This is a genomic window from Aneurinibacillus terranovensis DSM 18919, from assembly GCF_000430625.1.
GTDB lineage: Bacteria > Bacillota > Bacilli > Aneurinibacillales > Aneurinibacillaceae > Aneurinibacillus_B > Aneurinibacillus_B terranovensis.
Genome location: NZ_KE387173.1, coordinates 37,902 through 63,937, shown reverse-complemented (window position 1 = coordinate 63,937; position 26,036 = coordinate 37,902). Strand labels below are relative to the sequence as shown.

Genomic DNA, 26,036 nt, shown 5'->3' with positions numbered 1-26,036 from the left:
GCATCTGGTAAAAATACACGCGGAATAAAAAATACCATTCAGCCGGCACATTATCCGATTGTCGGGGCCCCTTTTTCTAACAGGGACATAACCCATCGGCACCAGGCGATCTCGTCTTTCTCCTGGTTAAGCTTTCTTTGAAATAAAATGTAGCGCCCGAAGTGCCTGGATGTAATGTCTTCAATATCTTTTCCGTGCTCTTGTTTCATCTTCTTAATCTCTGTTTCGCGAAACAATACCTTTTCTTCATAAACAGAAATGCGTTCTTCAAACAGTTTTTTCGCGGTGTGGACATCGGTGAGCCAGATAGCATACACCTTGACGAGAAATTCGTCGCGTATAACGGGAGCGGCCGGCGCCTGTGCAATCCAGTCCTGCAGGAGCGCCTGCCCTTTTTCTGTAATGGAATATATCTTTTTATCCGGTTTTCCGGTCTGCTGTACCTGCTCATACGAAAGAAATTGTTCTTGTTCTAATTTCGTTAATAAGGGGTAAATTTGGCTGTGCTTGGCCTGCCAGAATACTTCGAGAAGCTGCGTCAGCTCATACCCTGAGCACGGTTTTCTAACCAGCATGCCAAGCAATGCGTATCCGAGTGCGTTCATTTTGTCCTCCTGTTTACTAAAAAAAAGAAATCATACTTGTGTAGCACATTATATATAAAAAATTATATATATAATTATTGACATATGCAAGTGCTGGTATTATACTGAAGAACGTCAATTTTTTAAATAAAAAATTACATATAGGTAAAGGAAGTGAATAATTTGGAATTGACAGAAGGTAAACGGCGGCGCGGAAAGATTATTACCGTCTTTGCAACATTCCTTGCCTTTATGGGCATTGGCGTTGTAGACCCTCTTCTGCCTGTCATTGCTGAACAAATCGGAGCGAGCAAATCGCAGGTTGAACTACTTTTTACCGCTTATATCTTTACGATGGCGATTATGATGCTCCCAGCCGGGCTCCTGGCAGGAAAACTCGGCGACAAGAAATTGATGATCATTGGATTAGCCATTGTGACCGTTTTTGCCTTCCTCTGCGGATTTTCCAACTCCATCGCTGAACTTTCCATCTACCGTGCAGGTTGGGGCCTAGGAAACTCCATGTTTTTTGCGACAGCGATGACCCTGCTGATTGCCCTCTCCGATGAGGTTAGCTCGGCGGTAGGCCTTTACGAAGCAGCCATTGGATTAGGAATGGCTGGCGGACCGCTGGTCGGAGGCATCCTCGGCGGTTTTACCTGGCGGTATCCTTTCTATGCCACCGGCGTCTTAATATTTGTTGCTTTTATTCTCGTTATCTCTCTGGTAAAAGAACCTCAAATTAAACAAAAACGAAAAACTGCCGGGCTTAAGGAAATGGGGCATTTATTTACACATAAACCCTTTATTCAGGGCGCTTTCGCCGGCATGTTATATTATTACGGCTTTTTTACCGTTCTTGCCTATTCACCTCTCGTTTTAAAATTATCCGCGATTAAACTCGGGCTTATTTTCTTCGGATGGGGGCTATGCCTTGCGTACGGATCGGCCGTCCTTTCTCATCAACTGGAACGGAGATGGGAACCCAAACCACTTCTTCGGTTTGGTTTGTTTGTGTTTGCCGTCTTACTCGTTCTGCTGTTTTTTGTGAAAACGATGTGGTTATTCATCACCATCATCATTATATCCGGGCTCATTTCCGGCCTATAAACAACGCTTTATTTACCAGCTATGTGATGGAAGCATCCCCTTACGCCAGAGGAATTACCTCAGGGGTATACAATTTCGTACGCTGGTTAGGTGCGGCCATCGCTCCTATTTTGTCCGGAGCCATCGGCGATTTGTATACGCCGCATACTCCATTTATGATTTCCGGCATTGTTGCGGTGGTAGGATTTCTAATTATGCTCATTCCGGTCAAATATGTAAAAGAGGCATTGGCGGTTTCACCTGAACCTCAACCGGCTGCCAGTTCGGAACGGCAGGCCGTGGAACGTGGAGCGGCTCAACCGCGGCCTGGCTTGGCTTTCGAATCCCGTGTGCTCTACAGAGCAATTGTGCGGCCTCACCGCGATGCCGTCCGTGAAACGAACGTCCTGCACAGGGAAGTCAAAAAAAGCGACCCGCCAGAAACAAAATGATTTGCCACTCCGGCGTGCCACACGGCAGCGGCAGTTGGAACCAATGCGGATGCTTTCCGCAGGGTGCTGCGGGAAATAAACAATCCACGAGTTACGGAGGAGGAGTAATCCAATGAAAATTTATGTGGTGTATGACAGTGAGAGCCATCATACAGAAGCACTGGCTGAGTCTATTGTTGAAGGGGCACGCCGTGTCGAAGGCGCCCAGGTTTATATCCATCACGTGGACGATGCAGATGTAAACGACCTGGTGGATATGGATGCGATCATCTGGGGATGCCCCGGCCATTCCGACACGTTACTAGGAGGCACAGTGCATGAATAAGATTTTAGTTCCCATTGATGGTTCCAGTCAGGCCAATCGTGCTGTGCAAACCGCCGTTTCCATCTGCAAAGGGCGGGAAAACGAATGCCATATCACCCTGCTGCACGTTTCGATTGAAGCTTCCCGTTATGCAGAAGCAGGGATCGCGCTCAATGTCGATATTGACGAGACCGCGCACCAGGAAGGGGAAACGCTGCTGAAGATGATCGCGCAAACGATCCCGGATAACGGAATCGAGGTAGAGATTGTGCATCTTGCGGGATTCCCTGCCGAGGGAATCAGCGAATTTGCACGCAAAGAGAATTACGATATGATTGTAATGGGGAGCCGCGGACTCGGGGCGTTAGGTGAAGTCATTCTTGGGAGTGTCAGCCATCGAGTCCTTCATGAAGCAGCCTGCCCGGTTGTAATCGTTAAGTAAATTCGAAAATTAATAAAACGAGGGTAAAAAGGCGCGCTGCGCTCTTTTTACCCTCGTTTTTTAAGCACGATATTTTTATACAACATTCCATCTTTTACAGAAAACAGCCTTACTTCAATTCTCCCTGAAATGAAATGCCGCAAGCAGTTCATGAACCGCTGCGGTGGCCGATATCGCACCGTCTGCGACAGCTTGTTCAACACGAGGCCTGACCTGGCTAACCGCCGGATTGTTAAAAAAGCTGGAACGCAGATGTTCTTCCACCATCGTATAGACCCACTCAACAGTTTGGGACTGGCGTCGATTCGCAAGGGCACCGGACTGTTTCATCTGGCGGTAGAATGTATCGATCACTGACCAGATTTCTTTAATTCCTTCACCCGTGACAGCAGAGGCTGTGTACGCTTTCGTCTCCCATCCTTCGGTTGCGGGCTGAAGATAATGAAGAAAATTGTTATATTCCGCCCGTGCCGCATTGGCCCGTAGGCGGTTATCCCCATCGGCCTTATTAATGAGAATCGCATCCGCCAGTTCCATGATGCCTTTTTTCATTCCCTGCAGTTCATCCCCTGCCCCGGTAATCATAACAAGCAGGAAGAAATCAACCATCGAGCGCACTGTTATCTCGCTCTGCCCAACGCCGACCGTTTCCACGAGAATCACATCAAAACCGGCCGCTTCGCATACGAGCATGGTCTCCCTGCTCTTCCGGGTCACGCCCCCAAGCGTCCCGCTGGACGGAGAAGGGCGGATAAAGGCGTTTTTTTCCCGGGTAAGTTTCTCCATTCGGGTTTTATCTCCAAGGATGCTGCCGTGTGTCACGCTGCTGCTCGGGTCAACGGCGAGTACGGCTACCCGATGACCGGATTCACACAGCATACAGCCAAGCGCCTCAATCAGGGTGCTTTTTCCTGCCCCGGGTACACCGGTTACCCCGACACGGATCGATTTGCCGGTATGGGGAAGAAGTTTTTTAATGACTTCCTGGGCCTTTTCCATATGTTTAGGAGAGTTGCTTTCCACAAGTGTAATGGTCTGGGCGAGGATCGTCCGATTACCGCATAACACGCCCTCCACATACTCATCTACTGAAAGGTTCCGGCGTCGGGGAGAGGCAGGGCGTGGCGAAGCCGGCTCACTGCGTCCTGGCATTCCGTCATGCCTCCCCTCCACGCCCTTCATTACACGGGTTGTAAAAGCTTCCCCGGCATCGGCCGGAACCCACTCCGGCCGCTGGTTGTTGTTATTGCTCATTTACATCGCTTCCTCTAGACGCCGGTTAATCTCTTGCATGATTTTTTGCGCGGCCACTGGGATCACCGTGCCCGGTCCAAAAATAGCGGAGGCTCCATGCTGCTTAAGGTATTCATAATCCTGCGCAGGGATAACTCCCCCTGCGATAACTAAAATATCTTCTCTGCCGAGTTTTCTTAATTCCTCTACGAGTTGTGGCAGGAGCGTTTTATGCCCGGCTGCAAGTGAACTGATGCCCACGACATGCACATCATTTTCGACGGCCTGCTGCGCGGTTTCTTCCGGTGTCTGGAAGAGCGGTCCGATATCGACATCGAAGCCTAAATCCGCAAAAGCCGTAGCGATCACTTTCGCGCCGCGGTCATGTCCGTCCTGCCCCATTTTGGCAATCATAATCCGGGGGCGTCTTCCCTCGTTGGCCTCGAATTCATCGGTCAATTTTCTTACTGCCGCAACTTCTTCGGCCTCTCCGAATTCGGCGCTGTACACGCCTGTTATCGAGCGGATAACTGCCTTATGGCGGCCGACGACTTTTTCATATGCTTCCGATATTTCCCCGAGGCTGGCTCTCGCACGGGCCGCTTCAATGGCAAGGGCCAGGAGATTGCCTTCCCCGCTTTCAGCGGCAGCCGTAATGGCCTGTAATGCCGCTTGAACCCGCGCCTCATCGCGATTGGCGCGCAGTTCGCCCAACCTCTTAATCTGCGCCTCACGCACCGCCGTATTGTCAACTTCGAGGATTTCAAGCGGGTCTTCTTTCGCTAAACGGTACCTGTTTACCCCGATGATCGTTTCTTTGCCGGAATCAATGTGCGCCTGGCGGCGGGCCGCCGCTTCTTCGATTCGCATCTTCGGAAGGCCGGTCTCAATCGCCTTCGCCATGCCGCCAAGCGAGTCAATTTCCTTGATATGAGCCCAGGCTCGCCGCACGAGTTCAGCCGTTAGCGACTCCACATAATAGGATCCGCCCCACGGGTCAACCGTCTGGCAAATCCCGGTTTCATCCTGCAGATAGAGCTGGGTATTGCGCGCGATGCGGGCGGAGAAATCCGTTGGCAGCGCAATCGCTTCATCCAGCGCATTTGTATGGAGGGATTGCGTATGGCCTAAAGCTGCTGCCATTGCCTCGATACATGTGCGAGTTACATTGTTAAACGGATCCTGCTCGGTCAAACTCCAGCCGGACGTCTGACAGTGTGTGCGAAGGGCCATTGATTTCGGATTCTGCGGATTGAACTGCTTGATTAATTTTGCCCAGATTAAACGGGCCGCACGCATTTTGGCCACTTCCATGAAATAGTTCATCCCGATCGCCCAGAAAAAAGATAAACGCGGAGCAAACGCGTCGATGTCAATGCCCGCTTTTAATCCTGTCCGCACATACTCCAAGCCGTCTGCCAGCGTATAGCCCAGCTCAATATCAGCCGTCGCACCGGCTTCCTGCATATGATAGCCGGATATGCTAATGCTGTTGAATTTCGGCATATGCTTCGATGTGTACTCGAAAATATCCGCAATGATTTTCATCGAAGCTTCCGGAGGATAAATATACGTATTGCGCACCATATATTCTTTTAAAATATCATTTTGAATCGTACCCGCCAGCTGTTCCTGTTTAACGCCCTGCTCCTCGGCCGCCACGATGTAGAAAGCCATGATCGGCAGTACCGCTCCGTTCATCGTCATCGAAACCGACATTTTGTCAAGCGGAATCCCGTCGAACAGGATTTTCATATCCAGTATCGAATCGACCGCCACCCCGGCTTTCCCTACGTCGCCAACCACGCGGGGGTGGTCGGAATCATAGCCGCGGTGTGTCGCCAGGTCAAACGCAATAGACAGACCTTTCTGGCCGGCCGCCAGGTTGCGCCGGTAGAAGGCATTGCTTTCTTCAGCTGTGGAAAATCCGGCATACTGCCGTACCGTCCATGGCTGGGTAACATACATGGCAGGGTAAGGGCCGCGGAAATAAGGAGGCAGGCCCGCTACATAACCCAAATGTTCCATCCCCGCTGTATCTTGTGCTGTGTAAAGCGGCTTTACATCAATCTGCTCCATCGTGCGCCAAATCATCTCATCCAGTGATTTTCCCGCTTGTTTCTCGGCGCGTTCACGCCAGCCGGCAAAATCACCGGCAGGCTCTGCCTTCGGATACGCAATCTTAGTAAAATCAGGTGTGTTGCTCATAGGGCGACCCCCTTCTCTTTCTGGAGAGCTGCAAGTATTTCATAGCAGTTCGATTTAATGTTGATAAAATCATCGACGCCTGCCTCTTGATAGCCCTGTCTTTGTTCCTCGTCCGGATTTCCGGCGAGCAGGACGGTAATGTCCGGATTTGCGTCCTTAATTCTGCTTGCGAGCGGTGGAACGAATTCAGGATACAGGTCATCGCTCGAGCATATGACAACAATCGATGCGTTGGACTCAACAGCCGCCCGGGCGGCTTCCTCTGCGCCCGTAAATCCGCTGTTTGTCAGGACGGCAAACCCGCCCGCTTCAAAAAATCCGGCGGCAAAGTCAGCCCGGGCTTTGTGCTTCGGAACCGGGCCAAGATTGGCAAGAAATACGGTCGGGAACGCCCCCGTTCTCTCCCTGTACTGTTCCGCTGCAGCCCGCAGTTGTTCAAACGGTTGGGCGCCGCGCCATGCGCGTATCGCTTCTACTTTTACTTCCTCCTGCTTTCCAACGGTAAAAGCTTTGGCAATATCCCCCAACGTTGCGCCGCTGTCCATTGCGTTGATTGCAGCTTCCACCACGGCGGCGGATGCTTCACCCCGGGTTTGTTCAAGCTGAGCGAGCGACTCGTTGAGCGCTGCCTGGTTGACAAGGGAGCGCGCCTTCTTCAGATCAGCCACCCGCTCTTCCCGGCACGATATACGTTCCGCCGCGTTGTTTTTTAACGGGGGTTCTTTAAGGTTTGGATACATATTTGTTCCGACAAATTTATCTTTACGGCGTCCGATGTTCGCAGCGCGTTTGGCTGCCACTTCGCCTACCTGTGCCTGTGGAAATTTCGCCGTGAGCGCTTTATACATGCCACCCTTTGCTTCAACTTCCTGGAACAGGGCCCACGCTTTCTGTGCTAGAGAATCGGTTAGCGACTCAACATACCAGGAGCCGCCGGCCGGGTCAATCACCCTTGACAGATGGGCTTCTTTTTCAAGAATAAGCTGCGCATTGCGGGCGATCCGGCGTGAAAATTCATCCGCCGGGCGAATCGCTTCATCAAACGGGCTCACATGCATGCTGTCAACACCGCCTACTACACCTGCAAACGCTTCGACCGTTCCGCGAAGCATGTTGACATACGGATCGTAAACAGTTTTTGTCCAAGCCGATGTCCGGCCGTGTACTTTCATTTTTCCAGCAGCCTCGCTGCCGCCAAACTCTTGAATAATGGTGGCCCACAGTAAACGCGCCGCACGGAACTTAGCGGTTTCCATAAAAAAATTGGACCCGATAGACATGGAGAACACCATGCGCGAAGCAGCCTCATCGACGGAGAAGCCCCTCGCCAGCATCTCGCGTACATATTCAACACCAGTCGCCAGCACAAAAGCAAGTTCCTGTACAGCACTGCCCCCGCCATCATGGTACGGATGGCCCTGAATCGTGATCGTCCGCAGAGCCGGGGCGTTCTCGATTGACCAGAAAGTAAGCGCCGCCATTTTATCGTATTGGTCGGCCAGCGACGACCGCAGATACCCTTCGCTTACAAGAGCTGCGAGCGGATCCATTCCGATGCAGCCGCTGAGCTTTTCAACCGCCGCTTTGTTTCGCCGCATATAAGCAGCAAGAAGAGCCAAAAAGGAAAACGCGCCTTCTCCCTGCACAAATACCGGTACTTCTTCCAGGTTGATTCCAGCCACGGCTGTTTCGATATCGGAGAGGGTGGAAAGAGAAAGACCATCCGTTCCGACGTCTTCTCCTTTCGCTTCATCTGCATCGAGACCTGAGCGTGTTGGCCGGTCCAGGACAATGTGAAGCACCGTCTGTCCACGCTCTAAATCGTGGCGTGCACTGCGGTTGAATGCTTCCGGAGTACCTGCCGTGAGTTCCTGTGAAATTCCCCACGATGTTTCCCCATACCCAAGAACATCCGTAGCGCGAAGGTACGGTGAAAAACCGGGAAAGGACGAAACGTGCGGCAGATGCTCCACATCTTCCAACTGATACAGCGGCTTAACATCGATCCCTTCATATGTGGGCGTGATTAGCTTCTCAAAAGGCGCCCCCTTAAGCGACTTTTCAACAGATTCCTTCCATTGCCCGTAGGTTGGAAGCGGAAATGCATGAAACAATTCGTTTTCTTCTTCAGACGTTAGCTGTGTTTTTTTTCTCTCTACTTTATCCATAGTATTTTGGTGTTCCCCCTTTCGTACGGGACAGAACGCCCCGCCACTCCTTTCCGCCTTGAAAGATGTAAAAGAGGGGTGGCCATCATCGATTTTCATCTGTGTTTCCACCCCATCTCTATTATTCATTATTCGACATTTTCTTTCAATTACCTCTGCCTGGTAACTTTTTTCTTTATCTCGTCGCTTCTGTACAAAGGGCAACGACTAGTTCGGCTGTTTTCACAAGTTCCTCTACCGGAATTTTTTCATTCGTTGTGTGAATGTCCTCATAGCCAATGGCAAGGTTTACGGTCGGAATTCCGTGCCCGGAGATTACATTCGCATCGCTTCCACCGCCGCTGGAGAGAACCCGCGGCTCCCGGCCGACAGCTTTTACCGCCGCCATGGCTTTCTGTACAACGAGGTCTTCTGCCGAAAACTTAAAGCCCGGATACATAATATCAATGTGCACTTCGGCGGTTGTGCCGAATTCAGCCGCGGTCTTTTCAAACGCCTGCTTCATTTTTTCCGTCTGTGCTATTATTTTATCGTGAACCAGGCTGCGTGCTTCCGCCAGAATTTCCACTCTGTCGCACACAATATTGGTCGGCCCTACGCCCTGAAAGCTGCCGATATTTGCGGTTGTCTCTTTGTCGATGCGGCCGAGCGGCATGCGGGAAATCGCCTGACTTGCCACCTGAATTGCACTGATCCCGGCTTCCGGATTCACACCCGCGTGCGCGGATTTTCCGTTAATAATGGCTTTCACTTTCGCCTGTGTCGGCGCTGCCACAATAATATCGCCAACTTTGCCATTGCTGTCGAGCGCATATCCATACTTGGCCTGCACATGAATGGGGTTCAGTACTTTAGCCCCCTGCAGCCCTGATTCTTCGCCCACCGTAATCACAAACCGGATCGTGCCGTGCGGAATCTTCTTCTCTTGTAAAATCCGAATGGCTTCAAACATAGCTGCAATTCCCGCTTTATCATCACTGCCAAGGATGGTTGTACCGTCTGATACAATATACCCCTCTTTAATGCTTGGCTTAATCCCTTTTCCGGGCACGACCGTGTCCATATGGGAGGTAAAGTAAATCGTCGGGCAATCAACGGTTCCTTTTAAAGTAACAATCAAATTGCCCGCTTCATGGCTGGTTTTGTCCGCCGCATCGTCTTCGATTACTTCAAGCCCTAAAGCTGCAAATTTTTCTTTCAACACATTACATATCATACGTTCATGCGTTGTCTCGCTGTCCACCATCACAAGTTCCATAAATTCGTTTACAATCCGTTCCTGATCTACCATGCAAAACACCTCCGACAAATTATGTACACGAACTCACTTGTCCATTATACACAACCGTGGCAATGTCCATCCAGGTTTTCAGGAAAAAACTTACAGCGGGATGTTCCCATGTTTTTTCGCAGGACGGGTTTCCTGTTTGTTGCGCAGCATCTCCAGCGCCTGGCTCAGTTTTTTTCGCGTTTCACGCGGGTCAATCACATCATCGACCATACCGCGGCTGGCAGCAACATACGGGTTGGCAAACCGTTCCCGGTATTCGGTAATTTTCGCGGCGCGGGTAGCACCCGGGTCTTCGCTGTTTTCAATGTCTTTCGCAAAAATAATGTTGGCCGCCCCTTCGGCACCCATTACGGCAATCTCTGCATTAGGCCATGCATAGACAACATCCGCTCCAATTGATTTGGAGTTAAGCGCCACATAAGCTCCCCCGAAGGCTTTCCGTAGGATAACCGTGATTTTCGGCACCGTCGCTTCCGAATACGCATACAGAATTTTTGCCCCGTGGCGGATGATACCGCCATGCTCCTGGTTAACCCCCGGGAAAAAGCCGGAAACATCCTCAAATGTAATGAGCGGTATATTGAAGGAATCACAGAAGCGGATAAATCGCGAAAGCTTGTCTGACGAATTGATGTCAAGTCCGCCCGCCATAAACTTTGGCTGGTTGGCGATAATTCCGACGCTGTGCCCATCAATGCGGCCAAAGCCTACGACGATGTTTTTCGCAAAATTGGGCTGTACCTCCATAAAATCCTGATGATCTACAACCCGGTCGATCACCTTGCGCACGTCGTACACTTTTGTTGTCTGGATCGGTACAATCTCAGCCAGGTCATCATCCCATCCGTCGTCGGGAGGTGTCTCGATCACCGGCGGCTTTTCCATACTGCTCTGCGGCAAAAAGCTTAAAAGCCGACGTACTTCTTCCAGAACTTCCGGTTCACTCGGTGCGGTAAAATGCGCATTGCCGCTAATCGAGGCGTGTACGCTCGCCCCGCCCAGGTCTTCCGATGAAATCTTCTCACCTGTAACCGCTTCAATCACTTTTGGCCCTGTGATAAACATCTGACTCGTTTTTTCGACCATAAACACGAAGTCCGTAATGGCCGGAGAATACACTGCCCCACCCGCGCACGGTCCGAGGATGACTGAGATTTGCGGCACAACGCCGGAATAAATGGAATTGCGGTAGAAAATATGGCCGTATCCGTCCAGCGATTCCACGCCTTCCTGGATACGCGCCCCTCCGGAATCATTAAGTCCAACGACAGGAGCCCCATTTTTCGCTGCCAGGTCCATAATGCGCGCAATTTTCAACGCGTGCATCTCACCGAGCGCACCGCCAAATACGGTAAAATCCTGAGAGAAGATAAACACCTGGCGGCCGTTTACTTTTCCGTATCCAACTACAACCCCTTCGCCGGGACCTTCCATTTTATCCATTCCGAAGCTTGTGGCCCGGTGTTCAATAAAAGGATTGAGTTCGACAAATGTATCCTCATCAAGGAAAAGGTCAATCCGTTCGCGGGCCGTAAGTTTGCCGCGGTTGTGCTGGGCTTCGATTCGCTTATCGCCTCCGCCGAGTTCCACTTTCATGCGGCGTTCATATAGTTCATCAATTTTTTCGTACATACTGCTCATTGTTAGTAAAGTCCTCCCATCCAAACACAGGCTTTTCTATTTATTTTTTATCCAGGTAGTCTCACAGCTGAACGGTTAGTGTTGCGGTTAAACAGTCAATGGCTGCTGCTTGCCTGTTGGCAAAGTTCAAGCAGTACCCCGTTCGTTGATTTCGGGTGGAGGAACGCTACCAGATTATTATGAGCTCCAAGTTTAGGTGTCTCATTAATCAGCCTCACCCCTGCATCCTTTAACGCGGTAAGGCGCTCCTGCTGATGGTCCACATTTAAAGCGATATGGTGAATTCCCTCGCCTTTTTTCTCAATAAATCTGGCGATCGCGCTCTCTTCGCTCGTAGGTTCCAATAATTCAAGACGTGTTTCCCCAATTTGGAGAAACGCAACGCGCACGTGTTCACTTTCGACCGTTTCATAACCCAATAGCTTTAATCCTAACATTTGCGTATAAAAATGTACGGATTCATCAAGGTTTTTAACGGCAATACCGATATGTTCAATTTTTTTAGGCGCTTCCATAATCGGCTGCTGTTTGGAATTCTCCATTGTATCCATGGTTTCTCCTCCTTATAACTCCTCGGTTTCATCTCTCTCTTTTCATTATCTAAAATTGTTCCAATATTACATATTCGTCTTTTGTTATGTAGACTCCTGCTTTATTTTGAGGAATTCTCCCGATTTTTTTCGGTTTTCCTTGCCGGGAAGTGTGACTGTTCTTTGTGCTCCTAGAACTAGTTAATCCACACGTGTACTATCAGGCGCTTTTATGGTCAATCATTTAAAATTGACATCACATAAAATATCAGCACTATGGCCATTACAAAAGCAAATATCGTATCCATTTAGGAAGATTTCCAATAATACCGATGTATAAATGGTGGGTGACGCCGCCTTGTATATGGTTCAATATAGTCTTGCCCGGACTCCTATCCGCTAATCTATTATTTTTTCGATAATTTACTCTTGCAAGATGATCGACTAGGACAGGTCTTCCGTCCGTTCATACAATATAGTAATAAAAAATGAAAGGGGGAATAAAAGTTCGAATTTATTAGAGAACTTTTAAGAAACCGCGCCAATACTTTATTGACAACCACTATTGTTCGCCGAACCAATACAACGATTACCGGTACCGTTGCTTTTGTTAACGACAACGCAGTAGGCATTGCAACAGGCGGGGTCATCCGGGTCATTCCCTTGACAAGCATTGACCAAGTTTCATAACCTGGCTTTCGCAGCTATCCATAACAAGGATAGCTGTTTTTTTGCCTGGCTTACCGGCTGTTCCTTTTATGTTGGACAGGGAAAATGCGTTGTTCTATTTTTTCATAAAAGGAGAGACCGGAATTTAAAATAGAGCCGATCATTTTCCATTGTGGAAGCCAGTCGTTAATTTTCAAAGCCGTAATTGTACCGAGAATTATTCCTGCAATGACATCACTCGGATAGTGAACGCCCACCCATATACGGGAGAAAGCGACACAAGCTGCCAATACAAGCCACGCCCGTCCTTCCCGCTTGCGGAAAAGCCAAATCGATGTGGCAATAACAAAGGCGCCGGTTGCATGGTCACTTGGAAAAGAGGCGTTTGCTGCGTGGGGAATTAATTGGATTACATGGTGTGAAATAAACGGGCGGTCCCGGTATTTCAGTAATCCGATAACCGCGCTAATCCCTAACGCAACACATGCGGATAACAGAGATTGGATAACCATGGGACGATTGTGTTTGCGGCTAAACCAGTACACAATAATCCCCAAATAGAACAAATACTCTCCATCTAATGACAGAAACCGCATCAGCGGATTTAAAGCAGGAAAAACTACTGCTAAATGATTGATAGACTGGAATATCTGGTAGTCAAACTGCGAAAAAGACATCGTTGTTCCTCCACTTTTTAATGTAGTCAAGTAAAGAGACTGGGAGGAACACAAAAAAGTTCAGGGAGAATAAAAAATTTAATTTAAAATGGTTCCGATGTTTTCCCTGTCTCATGGATACAAGGACGCACTTCCAAAATGGATCCTGGGATTATTTCATGGCGGAATCGCGGCAGCGATTACAGCCATGATAAGCGGGATCCTGTTTCTAGAGCTGGCAGGAATCCTCCTGATAGCTGCGGGAATGCTGTTATTCGCGCTCCTTTCCTTTCTGCTTTTGCCTTTCTCGTTTATATGGGGCGACGGCAGCCGGCTGGTGCTGCCTGTATTGTATTTGTATCTGTACGGGTGGATCTCGCTAAGCCTTTTAGGATACCTTTACAAAATTGTTCCGTTCCTATGGTGGACACAAAAATATAGCCAGGAAATGGGAAAAACCAATGTTCCCCTGTTAAAAGATTTAACAAACGAGAGAATAGGCCGCTGGCTGTTCTGCCTGATGATTATCAGGATGGCCAGGTACTCCTTTAGCCTCCTGGTAAAAAAGCCCGGTCATGGCGGATGTATGTCAGGGAGCTGTTTTTTAGCCGCCGCATTGTTTACGTTTGAGATTTTCAACGTTTTTAGAAAATAAGGAGATAGAGACAGATGATTACTGAAAATGCCATTTATACAAAATTACACGAGGTGTAAAAGATAGGCCGATTTAGCAGGATCCTGCTAAATCGGCCTCATTTCAATCCTAAAATCCTAATATATCGTTGTATTCGAACTGTAGGCTTCCATTTTTTCCTTTACACGCTGCAGGAAGCGGCCGCACACAAGTCCGTCAAGGATTCGGTGGTCTAACGAAAGGCAAAAATTCGTCATGTCACGGATCGCGATCATGCCATCGATCACGACCGGTCGTTTTACGATCGATTCGATGCTGATAATCGCAGCCTGCGGGTAATTGATGATTGGCATCGACTGCACGGAACCAAATGAACCGGTATTGTTTACCGTAAACGTACCTCCGCTCATGTCTTCCATCGTAAGTTTACCTTCACGCGTTCTCCGCGCGAGTTCATCAAGCGCCCGCGCAATGCCATAGATGCTCTTCTGGTCGGCGTTTTTAATGACCGGTACATAAAGGGCATCATCGGTTGCTACCGCAATCGAGATGTTGATATTCTTGCGCATGATGATTTTGTCACCGGCCCAGGTCGAATTCATTATCGGGAATTCCTTGATCGCCTCGACGACCGCCTTAATAAAGAATGGCAGGAAGGTTAAGTTAAAGCCTTCTTTTGTCTTAAATTCATTTTTCACGGAGTTGCGGAACTTCACCAGATTTGTAAGGTCAGCTTCCACCATTGTCCATGCATGGGGTGCTTCGTGCTTGCTCTGCACCATGCGGGAAGCAATTGTTTTGCGCACGCTCGTTACCGGAATCTCCGTATCGCCCGGATACAACGCTGTTTGCGGCTGCGCTTCCTCCCACACCGGGGCGTTAGAGCGAACGATTTCCATTGTGGATCGGGAGTTGTAGCTATCAAGCGGCATTTCAGCCTGCCGCTGTGGTGAAACGGCAGGAATGGCCCGGAAAGGTGTTTCCTGCCTCTGAACTTGCCCGGCAGTATTCTGCTGCACCGCCCCTCCGTTTTCGATAAAAGCCAGCACATCTTTGCGCGTTACCCGACCTTCCCTGCCGCTTCCCTGGATGAAGGACAAATCAATATCGTTCTCCTGCGCCAGACGCAGTACAGCCGGAGAATAACGCTGCTTCTTGTCTACCGTGGCCGGTTGCGCTGTCGGGGCTGCCGCCTGAGCAGACAGATTCGGCGCGGGGTCAGCGAATGCAGCCTGTTCAGCTGGTTTTACCCCAGTTTGGTGCGGACGTTCTGCCAATGTTTCCACCGCGTTCTCCTTCGTACCTGCCGGAGCTGCAGTGGAAGCCGCGTTCCCGTCAGCAGACGCACCCTCCGCATCCATATAGCAGATAAGCTGGCCTACCGCGAGGGTATCCCCTTCCTGGGCCACGAGTTCTGTAACCGTGCCTTCCATCGTTGAAGGGACTTCCGCGTTTACTTTATCGGTCGTGACCTCACAAAGAGGTTCATATTTTTTTACATGGTCACCAGGCTTAACGAGCCAGCGGGCAATCGTGCCCTCTGTCACGGATTCGCCAAGCTGAGGCATGAGCACTTCCGTTGCCATAATACAATAAGCCCCCTTATTGATTCTTCACTTAGAATTCTGCAAGCTCACGCATTGCATCCAATACTTTTTCAGGCGTTAGCATAAAAAACTTCTCCATCGGAGGGCTGTACGGCATAGCCGGTACATCCGGTCCCGCAAGGCGCTTGATTGGCGCGTCGAGGTCAAACAGGCATTCTTCTGCGATCACTGCGGCGACTTCACCGCCTACGCCGCCTTCTTTATTATCCTCATGAATAATGAGAACCTTGCCGGTCTTCTTCGCAGCTTCCACGATACTCTCTTTATCAAGCGGGTATAACGTGCGCAAATCCAGCACATGGGCACTGATGCCTTCCGCCTCAAGTTTCTCTGCTGCCTGCAGGGCAAAGTGAAGCATTAATCCGTAGCTGATAACCGTAATATCTTCTCCTTCACGCTTCACATCCGCTTTTCCGATTGGCACCGTATAATCCGACTCCGGCACTTCCCCTTTAATCAAGCGGTAGCAACGCTTGTGTTCGAAGAATAAAACCGGGTCCTCATCGCGAATGGCCGCCTTTAACAGGCCTTTCACATCGTAGGGAGTAGAGGGCGCAACGATTTTTAATCCCGGCGTACTGTTGAACATGGATTCCACGCTCTGGGAATGGTAGAGAGCCCCGTGTACGCCGCCTCCATAAGGCGCCCGGACGACGAGCGGACAGTGCCAGTCATTATTGGACCGATAGCGCATCTTTGCCGCTTCACTTACAATCTGGTTGACGGCCGGCATAATAAAATCCGCGAACTGGATTTCCGCAACCGGGCGCATTCCGTATGCGGCCGCTCCGATGGCTACCCCAACAATCGCCGACTCAGCGAGAGGCGTATCCATGACACGCTCTTCCCCGAATTCTTCATACAATCCATTCGTGGCACGGAACACGCCACCGCGTATCCCGACGTCTTCCCCCATTACGAATACGCGCTTATCCCGCTGCATTTCTTCGCGCAATGCTTGAGTTACCGCATCAATATAAGAAATAATCGCCAATTTTTCCCCCTCCTATTCCGCTTCCGCATATACATGGCGCAGCGTTTCTTCCGGTTCCGGATATGGCGCGTCCTCGGCGTACTCAGTCGCCTCATCTACTTCTCTTGCTACACGATCATTTAATTCGTTATCGACTTCCTCGCTTAGAAGGCCCACTTCCTGCAGATAAGTACGGAAACGAAGAATCGGGTCTTTGCTTTTCGCTTCGGCAACCTCTTCCCGGGAGCGGTATGCACGGTCGTCGTCGTCGCTGGAGTGCGGGACAAGCCGGTATGTTACCGCCTCAATTAATGTCGGTCCGTCTCCGCGGCGGGCGCGATCCACCGCTTCCTTCGTCGCTTTATATACTTCAATCGGGTCGTTTCCATCGATGCTGACCCCGGGAAAACCATACCCGATCGCCCGGTCCGCCACGCTCTGGCATGCGATCTGTTTCGCGAGCGGGACGGAAATCGCATATTTATTGTTTTCACAGAAGAAAATAACAGGGAGTTTGTGCACACCGGCGAAGTTCGCCCCTTCATGAAAATCGCCCTGGTTACTCGATCCCTCTCCGAAAGAAGTAAACACAACCGGATTTTTTCCTTCCATGCGCCCGGCAAGCGCGAGTCCTACCGCATGGGGAACCTGGGTCGTAACCGGGCTTGAGCCTGTAAGGATATTGTACCTGCGGCTTCCAAAGTGCCCCGGCATCTGCCGTCCGCCGCTGTTCGGATCTTCTGCTTTCGCAAACGCGGACAGCATCATGTCTCTCGCTGTCATGCCGAACGCCATGACAAAACCCATATCACGATAGTATGGACACGCATAATCTTTTTCCCTGTCAAACGCGAAAGCGGCTCCTATTTGTGCGGCTTCCTGTCCCTGGCACGAGATGACAAACGGAATTTTTCCGGCGCGGTTTAAAAGCCACATGCGCTCATCCACCTTGCGGGCAAGCAGCATCAAATAATACATATCCAACACCTGCTCATCGGTTAACCCGAGTGGTTGGTGACGATTCTCAGCCATATAAAACCCTCCTTTTATTCGATTCCTACGAATGAATCGCTTTTCCGTCGACAGCGAGCGCGGCTTCCCCCATAATTTCGGAAAGCGTAGGATGCGGATGAATCGTATGAGCGATTTCCCACGGGGTTGCATCGAGCACGCGGGCCAGCGCACCTTCGGCAATCAAATCGGTTACGTGCGGGCCGATCATATGGACACCAAGCAGATCACCTGTTTGCTCATCCACAACCAATTTGACAAAACCGTCGTATTCACCGTATACGAGCGCTTTGCCAATCGCACGGAAATTAAATTTGCCGACCTTTACGATATATCCTTGCTCCTTCGCCTCCGCTTCCGTTAAGCCAACATTGGCAACTTCCGGACGGCTGTAGGTGCACTTGGCAATCATACTGTAATCAATCGGCTCCGGATGTAATCCAGCCATATGTTCAACCGCTGTAATGCCTTCACGGGAGGCCACATGCGCGAGCTGTAACCCGCCGATTACATCCCCAATCGCGTAGATATGGGACTCCCTTGTCTGGTACATGTCATTGACCTTAATGCCGCCACGGTCAATTTCCGCTTCTATATTATTCAGCCCAATGTCTTCAATGTTCGCCTGCCGCCCAACAGAAACGAGTAGTTTCTCCGCCGTTAACACGATTTCTTTTCCGTTTTGATCGGCTTTAATGGTAATGCTGCCTTCCCCGCGTTCAAGCGTTTCCGGCATAATTTTCGCCCCGGTATGTATTTTGATTTTGCGTTTTTTAAGCAGGCGGGCCATCTCCTTGCTGATATCCTCATCTTCGAGCGGCAGAATCCGGTCGGCGAATTCGACGATTTCCACCTCTACCCCCAAATCATTAAACAGGGACGCCCATTCGACTCCGATGACACCGCCGCCTACAATCACCACAGATTTCGGCAGGGTTTCCAGCTGGAGCGCCTCATCGCTTGTCATGATGAATTCCTTATCCACTTCAAGCCCGGGGAGCATCCGGGGACGCGATCCGGTTGCAATCAGCACAAACTTCGGGGTAATGATTTCAGAATCTCCATTGGGATATTCAATATTGACGGCTCCGGCCTGCGGCGAAAAAATAGAAGGGCCCATAATCCGACCTATGCCTTCGTATACGGTAATTTTTCCGCTTTTCATTAAATGCTGGACGCCTTTATGGAGCTGCTCGACAATCTTCGCTTTGCGCTCCTGCATCCGGGCAAAATTCAGTCCGATTTCACTTGCGGTTACGCCATATTCTTCTGCATGTTTAAGCGTATGGTACACTTCGGCGCTGCGCAGCAGCGCTTTGCTCGGGATACACCCGCGGTGCAGGCAGGTGCCGCCAAGCTTATCTTTTTCTACTACCGCTACTTTCAATCCCAGCTGCGATGCGCGAATGGCGGCTACATAGCCGCCGGTTCCGCCGCCAAGGATGACGACATCATATTGATTTGACATACGGTCACCTCATTTTTATTTGCGTATAGGAAAGTATAGCTTTTCTATACGCATAAGTGCAACTAAGGCTATTGCCTGCGCCTTTCGCTTGGCTAGCCAAAGTTTTCTTTAGTGGTGGATACGGGATAGCTCGTGCTTGCCGTTCTGTAAAAACATACTGCGTGATTTCTGCACACTAGCGATGCGCTCTTCACACATCCGATCGGCGGCACGGTAGGTCGGAATGTTATCGCGCTTGGCGATCTCAATTACCTTTTGAATATTATCATATATCGTTTCGACTTTTTTCATCGCCCGCTCCCGGTTATAGCCCTGCAATTCATCGGCTACGTTAATCAGGCCGCCCGCATTGATGATATAATCCGGCGCATATACGATGCCCATCTGCTGAATCGTGTCCCCATGCCGCTCTTCCTTAAGCTGATTGTTCGCCGCCCCGGCAATGACTTTCGCCTTCAGCTGCGGGATGGTCGCATCGTTAATGACGGCGCCCAGCGCACACGGTGAGAAGATATCGCACGGCCGGCTGTAAATATCCGCAGGGTCTGCTGCTTTCGCCCCGAAGTCATCGACAGCGCGCTGAACATTTTCTTTATTAATGTCGGTTACAATAAGCGTGGCTCCCTCTGCATGGAGATGACGACATAGATTGTATGCGACGTTCCCTACACCCTGTACCACGATTGTTTTTCCAGACAAATCATCGCTGCCGAATGCTTCTTTCGCCGCCGCCTTCATGCCGCGGTACACCCCGTACGCAGTAACCGGTGAAGGGTTTCCGCTGCTGCCGAACGCCGGGGATACGCCTGTTACATAATCGGTTTCCATATGAATTAAGTCCATGTCCGCTACCGTTGTCCCCACATCTTCAGCGGTAATGTAGCGTCCGTTTAACCCCTGAATAAAGCGGCCGAATGCGCGGAACAGCTCTTCACTTTTATCCTTGCGCGGGTCGCCGATAATCACCGTTTTCCCGCCGCCCAGATTGAGCCCTGCGCCTGCTGCCTTATACGTCATTCCACGGGCCAGCCGCAGCGCATCTTCAATCGCGTCATCTTCCGTTTCATACGTCCACATCCGCGTTCCGCCAAGAGCAGGGCCAAGCGTTGTATCATGGATAGCTATAATCGCTTTTAAGCCGGAGTTTTCATCCTGACAAAAGAGAAGTTGTTCGTAATCATATTTCGTAAGATAGTCAAAAATTTTCATGGTAAGCCTCCCAATGTATATGAACTGCAAACTGAATTACGTATCCGCACACCAGTTATATTATGCAAAACATATGCCAAGCCAAACATTGAAAACGCTTCCCTAAAAAATATATACCCGAAAAGATTACGCACCTGGTTCGGTAAAGCTATCGGTTCTTATTAGTCTGCAAAAAATTACATACCGCGCAATTCAATGCATGCAATTTTTGTCACAAACCATGCTTTTCAATTTTATAGTAAAGGTTGCGAATTGACAATCCCAGTTGTTTTGCCGCAGCGGTTTTATTCCCTTTGCAGCGAGCAACCGCGGCCTGAATGGCCTTCGCTTCCACCTCTTCCAGTATATCATTGAGCGGCCTTATCGCTCCGTCCGCTGTAGGCGGAATGCCGGAATCCGCGGTTTCCTGATTTTCAGCAGCATGCAATTCCGGCAAATGGCGGGCAGTAATGACAGTCTCCTGAAAACGCATCGTTATGAGCGACCGACTAATGACATTTTCCAGCTCCCGCACATTCCCAGGCCAGGTATAGCGTGAGAGAATGTCCAGCGCTTCGGGGTCAATCTTCGTTACATTGCGGCCGTATTCGATGTTATATTTATCAAGCAGGTGGTACACCAGAATTTCAATATCCTTTTTCGTACGGTAGCGCAGCGGGGGAATAACGATAGGTAGTACGTTAATCCGGTAATAAAGGTCTTCACGAAAAAGTCCCATTTGCATCGCTCTCTCCAAATTCACATGCGTTGCTGCAATAATTCTGACATCCACCGGGATAGCCTTCCCTCCGCCAACGCGGACAATTTCTTTCTCCTGCAGCACACGCAGCAGCTTTGCCTGCGTGCTCATGCTCAATTCGCCGATTTCATCGAGAAATATCGTTCCTCCACTTGCTTCTTCAAACAGTCCGCGCTTTCCTCCTTTACGCGCGCCGGTAAACGCGCCCTCTTCATAGCCGAACAGTTCGCTTTCCAAGAGGCTTTCCGGGATGGCTGCGCAATTGACCCGGACGAACTGGTTATACTTACGGCTGCTTTCATTATGAATCGCGTGGGCGAACAATTCCTTTCCCGTACCGGATTCACCGCGTAGCAGCACGGTTGCGGGTGTAAGGGCTGCTTTGCGACCCTGCTCTATCGCATGCACCATTCCTTCGCTCGAACCGACGATATCATCAAAGGTGTACTTCGCTTCCAGTGTACGAATTAAACGTTTTGCGCGTTCCAGCTCATCGGTAAGCTTTTTGATTTCCGAAACGTCATGGATGATACCAACACTCCCTTTTAGCATGTTGTCTACGATAACGGGCGCCACGTTGACAATAATGTCTTTTTTACGCGGTCCAACCTTTAAAGGAACTCCGCGTACCGGCTGACCCGTGCGCAGCACCTGCATATGCATGCTTTCCCCTTCCGAGATATCCACATCGGCCGGTTTACCGATCACATCCTCTTCCGTCAGACCTGTAAGCCGGGTATATGCAGGATTAATCATCAGGCCGTTCCCCTGTGTATCCACTACGGAAATGGCATCGTTGGAAGACTGGATAATCGCCTGCAGTAAGCTCTTAATATCCTTTAAATCCATAATCTCTTCCGTAAGCGCAGTCACTTCCGTGATATCATGGAAAACAGCCACCGCCCCTATCATCTGTCCGCCCTCATCCGTAATCGGCACGCGGTTTGTGACAATGCGATGCCTGTTTGTAAGCCGCTGCTCTTGATTGAGCTCCGCTTCTCCCGTAGCCAGTACAACATGGAGACGGGTGTTCGGAATAATTTTTTCGGCAGGTTGCCCCATGGCCGTTTCCATCGCGATACCAAGAATGCGTGCCGCCGCCCGGTTATATAAAGTAATAACACCTTCCTGATTGACAGCCACCATCGCATCATGGGTTGAATTAATAATGGCATCCAATTCGCGCTTTTTATTATGCAATACCAAAATCAGCCGCTCGTGCTCCTCGATTAATTTTACGATGATGGAAGCGATCATTCCCGGTATAAGTACGGTCACAGACGGCTTTATTTGTTTTAACCACTCGTAAACCGCTTCATCACCTGTGGCTTCAAAAATAACGGATAATCCGTCGTCCAAAAAAGACAGAACGGAAGCGGCAACAGGGATGTTCATTTCGCGGGCTAACCTCATGCCGGGCGCGTCTTCGCAGCGGTCCACAACCCCGACAACCCGCAGGCTGTCCATATGTGAAAGCACTTTCAACAGTGCGGTTCCGCCGCGCCCGGCTCCAACAATCACCACTTTCATCGGATCCTCTCCCAAATGTGAAAAAATTTGCAGATTTCTATTTATATTTAAGCAAATTTTTTCATGTAACACAACGGTAGACAAACACCGGGTAAACAAGTAATATGATGGCAAGTAAAAAGATAACCGTTTATGAAGGAAGCAGGGATTTGCATGCTGGCACGTTTTCTCGCTGTTATGATCGTTTATGTTATCCCGGGCGCCATCGCCGTGTTTGGGTTTAAGATGATGCGTGATACCGTTTTTTTGTATTTTGACCCAACTATTCACCATTTTATGGCAGGACGTTTTTTTGCGGCGCTGGCCATGTTTTTGTTTGGCCTTTGTTTTATCGCCGGTTATATCCTCCATAAGGACCGCAAAAAAAACCGTGTGCAGTCGCGTTTTCAGAAAAAAATATAACTCTACGTTTTTCGACCCACGTGATCCAGGCGATTGAGCCATTTATTATTTTGGATGACAAGGGAAAGGGAAGACGTTTCCGCCCGCCAGTGCAGGACAATAAACAAGGCCAGCAAACAGATACGCACGGAAAACGGCAGGGCCGCGGCGCAAAAAATACCCGCAAGAAATCCAAGGGTGTTTGAACCGACGTCACCCATCATGGCCCGCGCGTTAAAATCATCGGGAGCGGCCGCCACGGTAATCGTGGATACAATAAGAACAAGCGGCCATGACGCAGGCGGGACAGACCCGAAACATACGCTAAGGAAAAGAAGGAACCAGAAGCCTTTCAGGGCGCGCCCGGGACGTACATCCAACAGGTTAATCGCATTGATTGCCAGCGTGATAATCAGAGTATTTACCACAATATTTAGCGTTCCATCGTTTATAGTAAAAGCCGCGCCGGCTGCGGCAAGCAGCCCTGCTGCGGCTTTTATCATGCCGGTGGTCAGCTGTCCGCTGTTCTGCAATGCCCCCAGATGCCCCCTTAATCCTTTTATACCGCGGTCTCCTTTCCTGTCGTCCACCCAGCCGACAAGAGAGATGAGGCTGCAAAGAAGTACCTCTCCGCCCGTTTTGACAATGGCCGTACCACCACTTCCGTCTAACTGTATCCACAGCACGTAAAAGATACATAAAAACACAGGAACAACCGTTCCGTAGCCAACCGGGATGTTTTTTTGCCGGTAATTGGCGGCAACCCATCCTTTTTCTATGTAAACATGCAGGAGATATATCATGCTCATCCGGACCAAAAACCATATCACAGGTAGAAGCAGAACGTGCATCTCTCATCACCCCCTTATCCGCTTCTGTATAAGTACGTTACAGATTGCCGCATACTGCCGGCCGCGATGGAGGAATCCCGGTAACGTCTTTCCTGTTTCACGGTGGGAAAGCGGCAGGGGAATTTCGCACACCGCAAGTCCGGCTTGCACGATGTCAATCGTCATCGCGACTTCAATCCCGAAACCGCAGTCCCAAGAACGGATGGTTTTCACGGCGCTGCGCGATAATCCCCGCTGTCCGGACAGCGGTTCGCCAAGCGTTACGCCGGTCAGCTGGCGAATGGAACGCCGTGCCGCCTGTTTCACCAATCCAAATCCGCTCTGCTTCCCGGGCGGAAAAGACGCAATCACAAGGTCAACCCCTTTATTTTCACGAAGTTTTTGCAAAAGTGCTGCGGTATGGCAGGCGCTGTTCCCAAGGTCGGCATCGATAAACAGGAAATAATCCGCGTCCGTCTTCTCCACACCGCGAAATAACGCATACCCCTTTCCCCGGTTCCGCTCATTATGTATCACGCGGTGGGCCCACACCTGTGCAATATCGCCTGTCTTGTCCGTACTGCCGTCGTTGACCACGATAACTTCGCTGCCGGAAAATGCGGGATGCCTCAATGATTGAAGTGTAGCCTGAAGGTGTGCTTCCTCATTAAACGCCGGGATAATGATGGCGGTATGTGCGCTCATTTCATTCACCCGCCTACAATCGCTTTCACATGCAGCCAAACAGCGAGCAGGCTGTTGCGAAAAACCGGATGGAAGCCCGCTGCGATCACGGCCGGGAATCCGATCCCCCCGAACATATGCAGGATAGATTTTCCCGCCGTACGCCGGGGATAAAGCTGGCTTATTCCTTTGGCATCGACAAGGCGCGTCCCAATTTTCATTCGCACGAGGAGTGTGCTGGCCATCCCGCTTCGCCCCTTTTCTAAAAACTCAATCATATTAGAATGGGTGCCTAAACTCACAATGCACCGGGACTGGTATTCGTAAGCAAGCAGCAAAGCGATATCCTGGCTCATTCCCGGCGCATGAAGCAGATGATAGGGAAGGCCAAGCCCATGGACACGCTGCTCGCCCGGTGCCCCTCCGGCAGGATAAGCGTGGACAACAATATCTTTTGCCGCCGCAAGCGCTCTATCGCTCACACTGTCCATATCCCCGATTATAATATCAGGGGTAAGCCCGAATTCAAGCAGCGCATCCGCCCCTCCATCCACGCCAATCAGCACCGGATTCACTTCATGAATATAAGCGCGAATCGCCTGTAAATCCTCACGATAGTGATTGCCGCGCGCGACAACGACCGCATCTCGGTTGATAAGAGATGTATTCAAGGGCAGTTCCGGTAAAGGATTGATAAAGTATGATTTTTCACGGATGGCGTGCTCCAGTGTATTATTAATAAACTCTTCCAGCAGACGCTGCCCATTATCCTCGGCTATCTTATGCTTCTCTTTCCAGATAGACATCGTGACGAGGGTAAGGCGGGATAGTTTTTGTCCGTTCTCATTAAATAAATAATGGCCGTCTATTGTAATCAGTTGCCCATTATGCAAGTATGAAATGATATCGGAACAGGGTGAACAATCATACAGCGGAACGTGATTGTCGAGCAACAGACGCGCCCCCTCCGTACTGTAGCGGCCTGTAAAGGAAGGCGAACAATTAATCACCGCCCTCACTCTCCGCGAGACAAGGCTATGGGCCGTTACTTCATCGATGTCCGCGTGGGAAATAACCGCTATTTCCCCCGGCTGAATCTGGTTGACGATTTGCTTTGTTAGTTTCCCGCATCGTACCCGTCCATGAATGATGCCCCTTCTCTTTCTCAATACGGAAAGCATGTTCATCACTCCTTCAATTCCTAGTATGAAAAGAAGGAACGTGTTCCATACATTTGTATAGATTGAAAAAAGCGCCGGACGCCCGACGCTTTGTAAGAACTTACTTTTTTACAATTTTCCCTTTCCACTGCTTCATGCCTCCGGACACGTTGTACAGGTTCGTGAACCCCTTCTTCTTCAGTATACGGGCTGCCTGGGCACTGCGTAACCCGCTCTGGCAAATTAAGTAGGTGTCTTTATCTTTCGGAATGCCGGATGCTGCGGATTGGACTTGTCCAATCGGAATATTGCGTGCTCCCTGAATATGTCCGCCACGGTATTCCTGCGGTTCCCGTACGTCTATGAGCTGCTTCCCTTTCGGTTCCTTCATCGCTTCCTGCAGTTCACCGGCGGAAATACTCTTTATTCCACGCGGCGGCATCAACCGGAAAATGACAAAAACAACAATTAAAACAAGCAGAACAATCGTTAACCAATCCATCTGTTTTCTCTCCTTCAACAATTTTACCTGTATAGTATGGT

22 protein-coding genes and 2 pseudogenes are annotated in these 26,036 nt (G+C 50.1%); 6 read left to right on the top strand and 18 right to left on the bottom strand.

Features of this window, described 5'->3' with window-relative positions:
* Positions 1–50: 50 nt before the first annotated feature.
* The gene (locus H525_RS0118155; protein WP_027417346.1) at positions 51–605 is read right to left on the bottom strand and encodes a PadR family transcriptional regulator; all 555 of its coding nucleotides are present in this window, start codon (positions 603–605) and stop codon (positions 51–53) included.
* Positions 606–836: 231 nt separating this feature from the next.
* Here H525_RS0118155 and H525_RS24705 point away from each other — a divergent pair.
* The 3 genes and pseudogenes from H525_RS24705 to H525_RS0118140 all read left to right on the top strand — a co-directional run.
* Positions 837–1,906 (top strand): annotated as a pseudogene (locus tag H525_RS24705) (MFS transporter); the annotation flags it as partial.
* 331 nt (positions 1,907–2,237) lie between these two features.
* Positions 2,238–2,435: pseudogene (locus tag H525_RS0118145) on the top strand (flavodoxin domain-containing protein); the annotation flags it as partial.
* Positions 2,436–2,442: 7 nt separating this feature from the next.
* The gene (locus H525_RS0118140) at positions 2,443–2,871 is read left to right on the top strand and encodes a universal stress protein (protein WP_027417344.1); all 429 of its coding nucleotides are present in this window, start codon (positions 2,443–2,445) and stop codon (positions 2,869–2,871) included.
* 114 nt (positions 2,872–2,985) lie between these two features.
* Here the strand turns inward: H525_RS0118140 and meaB are convergent, their stop codons facing one another.
* The 6 genes from meaB to mce all read right to left on the bottom strand — a co-directional run bounded on the left by meaB (position 2,986) and on the right by mce (position 11,927).
* Positions 2,986–4,125, bottom strand: coding sequence for a methylmalonyl Co-A mutase-associated GTPase MeaB (gene meaB, locus H525_RS0118135; protein WP_027417343.1), 1,140 nt, complete (start codon positions 4,123–4,125; stop codon positions 2,986–2,988).
* Positions 4,126–6,312 carry a methylmalonyl-CoA mutase gene (gene scpA, locus H525_RS0118130; RefSeq protein ID WP_027417342.1) on the bottom strand — a complete coding sequence of 729 codons (2,187 nt, stop codon included), beginning with the start codon at positions 6,310–6,312 and terminating at the stop codon, positions 4,126–4,128.
* Complete coding sequence (locus H525_RS0118125; RefSeq protein ID WP_245590523.1) at positions 6,309–8,579, bottom strand: methylmalonyl-CoA mutase family protein; 2,271 nt, start codon at positions 8,577–8,579, stop codon at positions 6,309–6,311. The genes scpA and H525_RS0118125 overlap by 4 nt, the downstream gene beginning before the upstream one ends.
* Positions 8,580–8,655: 76 nt before the next feature.
* Complete coding sequence (locus H525_RS0118120; RefSeq protein ID WP_027417340.1) at positions 8,656–9,771, bottom strand: M20/M25/M40 family metallo-hydrolase; 1,116 nt, start codon at positions 9,769–9,771, stop codon at positions 8,656–8,658.
* Positions 9,772–9,861: 90 nt separating this feature from the next.
* A complete protein-coding gene (locus H525_RS0118115) occupies positions 9,862–11,412 on the bottom strand; it encodes an acyl-CoA carboxylase subunit beta (RefSeq protein WP_027417339.1) in 1,551 nt (516 codons plus the stop codon).
* A 95-nt stretch (positions 11,413–11,507) separates the two neighbouring features.
* Positions 11,508–11,927, bottom strand: coding sequence for a methylmalonyl-CoA epimerase (gene mce / locus H525_RS0118110; RefSeq protein ID WP_027417338.1), 420 nt, complete (start codon positions 11,925–11,927; stop codon positions 11,508–11,510).
* 567 nt (positions 11,928–12,494) lie between these two features.
* Here mce and H525_RS27590 point away from each other — a divergent pair.
* A complete protein-coding gene (locus H525_RS27590) occupies positions 12,495–12,632 on the top strand; it encodes a hypothetical protein (RefSeq protein ID WP_155837422.1) in 138 nt (45 codons plus the stop codon).
* 50 nt (positions 12,633–12,682) lie between these two features.
* Here the strand turns inward: H525_RS27590 and H525_RS0118105 are convergent, their stop codons facing one another.
* Positions 12,683–13,288, bottom strand: a complete 606-nt coding sequence (locus tag H525_RS0118105; protein WP_027417337.1) for an undecaprenyl-diphosphatase — start codon at positions 13,286–13,288, stop codon at positions 12,683–12,685.
* Between the two features lie 88 nt (positions 13,289–13,376).
* Here H525_RS0118105 and H525_RS0118100 point away from each other — a divergent pair, with 88 nt between their 5' ends.
* Positions 13,377–13,922, top strand: a complete 546-nt coding sequence (locus H525_RS0118100) for a hypothetical protein (RefSeq protein WP_027417336.1) — start codon at positions 13,377–13,379, stop codon at positions 13,920–13,922.
* A 116-nt stretch (positions 13,923–14,038) separates the two neighbouring features.
* Here H525_RS0118100 and H525_RS0118095 read toward each other — a convergent pair whose 3' ends face one another.
* From H525_RS0118095 to H525_RS0118070, 6 genes are all read right to left on the bottom strand, one after another.
* A complete protein-coding gene (locus H525_RS0118095; RefSeq protein ID WP_027417335.1) occupies positions 14,039–15,487 on the bottom strand; it encodes a dihydrolipoamide acetyltransferase family protein in 1,449 nt (482 codons plus the stop codon).
* Between the two features lie 31 nt (positions 15,488–15,518).
* Positions 15,519–16,502, bottom strand: a complete 984-nt coding sequence (locus H525_RS0118090) for an alpha-ketoacid dehydrogenase subunit beta (RefSeq protein ID WP_027417334.1) — start codon at positions 16,500–16,502, stop codon at positions 15,519–15,521.
* Positions 16,503–16,514: 12 nt separating this feature from the next.
* Positions 16,515–17,513, bottom strand: coding sequence for a thiamine pyrophosphate-dependent dehydrogenase E1 component subunit alpha (locus tag H525_RS0118085; RefSeq protein ID WP_027417333.1), 999 nt, complete (start codon positions 17,511–17,513; stop codon positions 16,515–16,517).
* Between the two features lie 25 nt (positions 17,514–17,538).
* Entirely contained in the window at positions 17,539–18,960 is a 1,422-nt protein-coding gene (lpdA, locus tag H525_RS0118080) for a dihydrolipoyl dehydrogenase (protein WP_027417332.1), read from the bottom strand.
* Between the two features lie 108 nt (positions 18,961–19,068).
* The gene (gene bcd, locus H525_RS0118075; RefSeq protein WP_027417331.1) at positions 19,069–20,169 is read right to left on the bottom strand and encodes a branched-chain amino acid dehydrogenase; all 1,101 of its coding nucleotides are present in this window, start codon (positions 20,167–20,169) and stop codon (positions 19,069–19,071) included.
* A gap of 211 nt (positions 20,170–20,380) precedes the next feature.
* On the bottom strand, positions 20,381–22,438 hold the full coding sequence (locus H525_RS0118070) for a sigma 54-interacting transcriptional regulator (RefSeq protein ID WP_035101891.1): 2,058 nt from the start codon (positions 22,436–22,438) through the stop codon (positions 20,381–20,383).
* 153 nt (positions 22,439–22,591) lie between these two features.
* On the opposite strand from H525_RS0118070, the gene H525_RS0118065 reads away from it, so the two are divergent.
* Positions 22,592–22,840 carry a DUF2627 domain-containing protein gene (locus H525_RS0118065; protein ID WP_425387741.1) on the top strand — a complete coding sequence of 83 codons (249 nt, stop codon included), beginning with the start codon at positions 22,592–22,594 and terminating at the stop codon, positions 22,838–22,840.
* Between the two features lie 2 nt (positions 22,841–22,842).
* Here H525_RS0118065 and H525_RS0118060 read toward each other — a convergent pair whose 3' ends face one another.
* The 4 genes from H525_RS0118060 to H525_RS0118045 form a co-directional block, all read right to left on the bottom strand.
* The gene (locus H525_RS0118060; RefSeq protein WP_027417328.1) at positions 22,843–23,670 is read right to left on the bottom strand and encodes an MraY family glycosyltransferase; all 828 of its coding nucleotides are present in this window, start codon (positions 23,668–23,670) and stop codon (positions 22,843–22,845) included.
* A gap of 6 nt (positions 23,671–23,676) precedes the next feature.
* Positions 23,677–24,354, bottom strand: coding sequence for a glycosyltransferase family 2 protein (locus H525_RS0118055; protein WP_027417327.1), 678 nt, complete (start codon positions 24,352–24,354; stop codon positions 23,677–23,679).
* A 5-nt stretch (positions 24,355–24,359) separates the two neighbouring features.
* The gene (gene steA / locus H525_RS0118050) at positions 24,360–25,514 is read right to left on the bottom strand and encodes a putative cytokinetic ring protein SteA (protein WP_027417326.1); all 1,155 of its coding nucleotides are present in this window, start codon (positions 25,512–25,514) and stop codon (positions 24,360–24,362) included.
* Positions 25,515–25,614: 100 nt separating this feature from the next.
* On the bottom strand, positions 25,615–25,995 hold the full coding sequence (locus tag H525_RS0118045) for a rhodanese-like domain-containing protein (RefSeq protein ID WP_027417325.1): 381 nt from the start codon (positions 25,993–25,995) through the stop codon (positions 25,615–25,617).
* Positions 25,996–26,036: the final 41 nt, after the last annotated feature.

Coding starts and splice junctions, on each gene's coding strand:
- H525_RS0118140 (WP_027417344.1), top strand. CDS start 2,443: ATGAATAAGATTTTAGTTCCCATTGATGGTTCCAGTCAGGCCAATCGT.
- mce (WP_027417338.1), bottom strand. CDS start 11,927: ATGGAAGCGCCTAAAAAAATTGAACATATCGGTATTGCCGTTAAAAAC.
- scpA (WP_027417342.1), bottom strand. CDS start 6,312: ATGAGCAACACACCTGATTTTACTAAGATTGCGTATCCGAAGGCAGAG.
- H525_RS0118095 (WP_027417335.1), bottom strand. CDS start 15,487: ATGGCAACGGAAGTGCTCATGCCTCAGCTTGGCGAATCCGTGACAGAG.
- H525_RS0118070 (WP_035101891.1), bottom strand. CDS start 22,438: ATGAAAGTGGTGATTGTTGGAGCCGGGCGCGGCGGAACCGCACTGTTG.
- H525_RS0118065 (WP_425387741.1), top strand. CDS start 22,592: ATGCTGGCACGTTTTCTCGCTGTTATGATCGTTTATGTTATCCCGGGC.
- H525_RS0118105 (WP_027417337.1), bottom strand. CDS start 13,288: ATGTCTTTTTCGCAGTTTGACTACCAGATATTCCAGTCTATCAATCAT.
- H525_RS0118045 (WP_027417325.1), bottom strand. CDS start 25,995: ATGGATTGGTTAACGATTGTTCTGCTTGTTTTAATTGTTGTTTTTGTC.
- H525_RS0118055 (WP_027417327.1), bottom strand. CDS start 24,354: ATGAGCGCACATACCGCCATCATTATCCCGGCGTTTAATGAGGAAGCA.
- H525_RS0118125 (WP_245590523.1), bottom strand. CDS start 8,579: ATGAAAATCGATGATGGCCACCCCTCTTTTACATCTTTCAAGGCGGAA.
- bcd (WP_027417331.1), bottom strand. CDS start 20,169: ATGAAAATTTTTGACTATCTTACGAAATATGATTACGAACAACTTCTC.
- lpdA (WP_027417332.1), bottom strand. CDS start 18,960: ATGTCAAATCAATATGATGTCGTCATCCTTGGCGGCGGAACCGGCGGC.
- H525_RS0118100 (WP_027417336.1), top strand. CDS start 13,377: ATGGTTCCGATGTTTTCCCTGTCTCATGGATACAAGGACGCACTTCCA.
- H525_RS0118120 (WP_027417340.1), bottom strand. CDS start 9,771: ATGGTAGATCAGGAACGGATTGTAAACGAATTTATGGAACTTGTGATG.
- H525_RS0118085 (WP_027417333.1), bottom strand. CDS start 17,513: ATGGCTGAGAATCGTCACCAACCACTCGGGTTAACCGATGAGCAGGTG.
- steA (WP_027417326.1), bottom strand. CDS start 25,514: ATGCTTTCCGTATTGAGAAAGAGAAGGGGCATCATTCATGGACGGGTA.
- H525_RS0118115 (WP_027417339.1), bottom strand. CDS start 11,412: ATGAGCAGTATGTACGAAAAAATTGATGAACTATATGAACGCCGCATG.
- H525_RS0118060 (WP_027417328.1), bottom strand. CDS start 23,670: ATGCACGTTCTGCTTCTACCTGTGATATGGTTTTTGGTCCGGATGAGC.
- H525_RS0118155 (WP_027417346.1), bottom strand. CDS start 605: ATGAACGCACTCGGATACGCATTGCTTGGCATGCTGGTTAGAAAACCG.
- meaB (WP_027417343.1), bottom strand. CDS start 4,125: ATGAGCAATAACAACAACCAGCGGCCGGAGTGGGTTCCGGCCGATGCC.